This window comes from Desulfosarcina sp., assembly GCF_041551955.1.
Lineage (GTDB): Bacteria > Desulfobacterota > Desulfobacteria > Desulfobacterales > Desulfosarcinaceae > Desulfosarcina.
Map to the genome: position 1 here is coordinate 1 of NZ_JBFELV010000576.1, position 2,551 is coordinate 2,551.

1 protein-coding gene and 2 pseudogenes are annotated in these 2,551 nt (G+C 55.9%); all 3 read left to right on the forward strand.

From position 1 onward, the window contains the following. Positions 1-191: pseudogene (locus ABYV26_RS24345) on the forward strand (hypothetical protein); the annotation flags it as partial. A gap of 113 nt (positions 192-304) precedes the next feature. Continuing rightward, on the forward strand, positions 305-1,108 hold the full coding sequence (locus tag ABYV26_RS24350) for a substrate-binding periplasmic protein (RefSeq protein ID WP_372683940.1): 804 nt from the start codon (positions 305-307) through the stop codon (positions 1,106-1,108). Between the two features lie 360 nt (positions 1,109-1,468). Then, positions 1,469-2,551 (forward strand): annotated as a pseudogene (locus ABYV26_RS24355) (hypothetical protein); the annotation flags it as partial.

Genomic DNA, 2,551 nt, shown 5'->3' on the forward strand with positions numbered 1-2,551 from the left:
CCAATGAAGGACTGGTTTCGCTGATTACCCCGTTTACCTATGAACCGCTGGGCATCGCCATGCCGGCAGGTGACGCCCAGATGATGAACTGGACCACCAATTTTCTCGATACCATGCGGGAGTCCGACGCGTTGATCAAGCTGAAGGTCAAATGGATCGAAGATCCCTCCTGGCTGTCTGATCTCAAATAGCACCTTGGGGCTGAACGCGATGGACGGACGAACCGGAAGTCTTACGGTACGCACCCGTCCATCACCATCCACCCCCGATACCATTGACCCACATCGAGAAAGGAGGCTGTAGTATGACCATACCGTTTCACAAGCCAACCCAATTGCTGGCTGTCATTATGATTGGCAGCATGATTCTGTGCGCCTGCGCCACGCCGCCGCCTGCGGTTATCGAGGCCGATCCGGGTCTTCTGCGCGTGGGCGTTTCACCGGATGCGCCGCCATTGATCTTCAAACAGAACGATGAAGTCAGCGGTCTGGAAGCCGATATGGCCGCAGCCCTGGCGGACCACCTGGCAAAGAAGGCCGTGTTCGTCGAAGTCCCCTGGGAGGACCAGATACCAGCCCTGTTGGATAATCGCACAGACACTATCATGTCCGGCATGTCGATCACCCTGCCCAGGCAGCACATGATTGCCTTCTCGAAGCCCTACTTTAAAAGTGGGCTGATGATTTTAGTGAAGGATTTGCATAAGTTCACCTTCATTACGAATAGAGAAACCGCGTTTGCCCAGTCCATTACCTGGCGCATTGGCGTGGTAAAGGGTACCACCGGCGAGGCCTTCATCCGCCAGAAAAGCACCGGAGCAAAAGCCATTCGGGCCTTTTCCAACCAGGACGAGGCGTTGCAGGCCCTGATGGCCGGCCGCATCGATGGTTTCGTTCACGATGCGCCCATTGTCTTGATGATGGCTGCCCAGCATCAGACCGCGGGCATCAGGCCCCTTCCCATCATGCTCAATGATGAGCACCTGGCCTGGGGAATGAGAAAGGATGCTCCCGGTCTGGTCGAAGCGGTCAACGCGTTTATCGACCAGGCCAAGCGAAATGGCACCATGCAGACAACCATCAAACGCTGGATTCCGCTGGCGGAGTGATCCAACAGCCGCCTTGGTGCGGATAGGTTTGGTCTTCAGGCCATCTGCCACCGATGGCAGGTATTTCATCTCAGGTGTCTGCACCCCGGCATCAACCGCCTGTCATCGGTTTTCACCACTCGATGGTCCGGCCCGTGATCGGCGCGCTTCGGGAACCGTCGAAATACCGGATTTATTTACGATCCAACCCGGGCCCGCGATTGGCCGCCGCTTTCCCCCCTGCTGACCAAGCAGCCCACCACCCGCGCCGGGCATCGATCTCGGTTCCCACAGACGGGTTTACACCTATTCAACCCATCCCTGAATATGCTATAAAAAAGCAATCATTCCCACCCACTGCCAGTTTATGGAGGATGACCCGTGAGAGAGTTCACCAAAGCCCAGAAAGCCCGTCACGCCATTCGTGAATTCAAAACCCTGACCGATGCGTCGGCCATTCGCGGGTTCTATCGCCCGAGCGGAAAAATGGGCAAGGCCCTGGAGCAATGCCTGCGAAATCTTAGCCCGGAAATTTACGGCAGCATGAACGATCCCCGGATCGTTGAACTCAAGGGTCTCGAATACGTCATCGACCGCCTGCCCAAAGGGATCGAAGAGTGCAATCGCATCATCCTCACCGAGGAAGACCCGTTTAAAAACGACGCGCTGAAGCCAACCATTCCCTTGAAGCGACGACGAACCTGCTACCGGGTGGGGCAAAACGAAATGTGTTTCGTGATCACCCGGGGGCTCAGCGAGATATACGACATCCTCACCCATATGACCTTTTTGGTCGTCGAGGCCCGAAAAATCCACAGCCGTATGACCGATGATTCGGGCAATCTCACCATCGAATGGAGCGAACTGGAAAAATCAGTTCGCCAGCAAGACCCGCTCCCCGATGCTGTTCTGGACCAGGCCCTGTGGAGCCTGAGCATTATCTTGGGCAGGCCCTATCGGGAAACCCGCGACACGTATCACTATTTGGAGGCCAACAAAAAAAAACATGGCAGCAACAACGGTCTGCTGGGCCTGATTCACAGCCTGGGCCAACGCATCGACGCCGAAAACAACAACAGAAACGACGCCATCGTCGTCTACCTGACCCCATCACTGATGCGCATCATCGGCCAGCAAGAGTACGAAAAAAAGTGGTCCTCGGATATCAAAGAGCAGCTGATTCGGCAGAACCTGCACCAACGGCCGATTCACATTGTCAGCGCCAACCTTCACAGCGTGGTGAATGTCATATACGGATTTGCGGCCCTGGGCAAAGCCGGGCAGCCACCCAGCGGCAGCCTGTATGATTTTTTCCATAATCTGCGCCAACACCAGGACGAGATCCAAAACTTCGCCGCGGCGCATGGTTTTTTGGAGCTGCCGGATCGCTCCGGTGCGCACATCGACTGTCAAATCATCGACACCGGCCGATTGAATGGGGTGGAACTTCACCCGGAGCTCAAC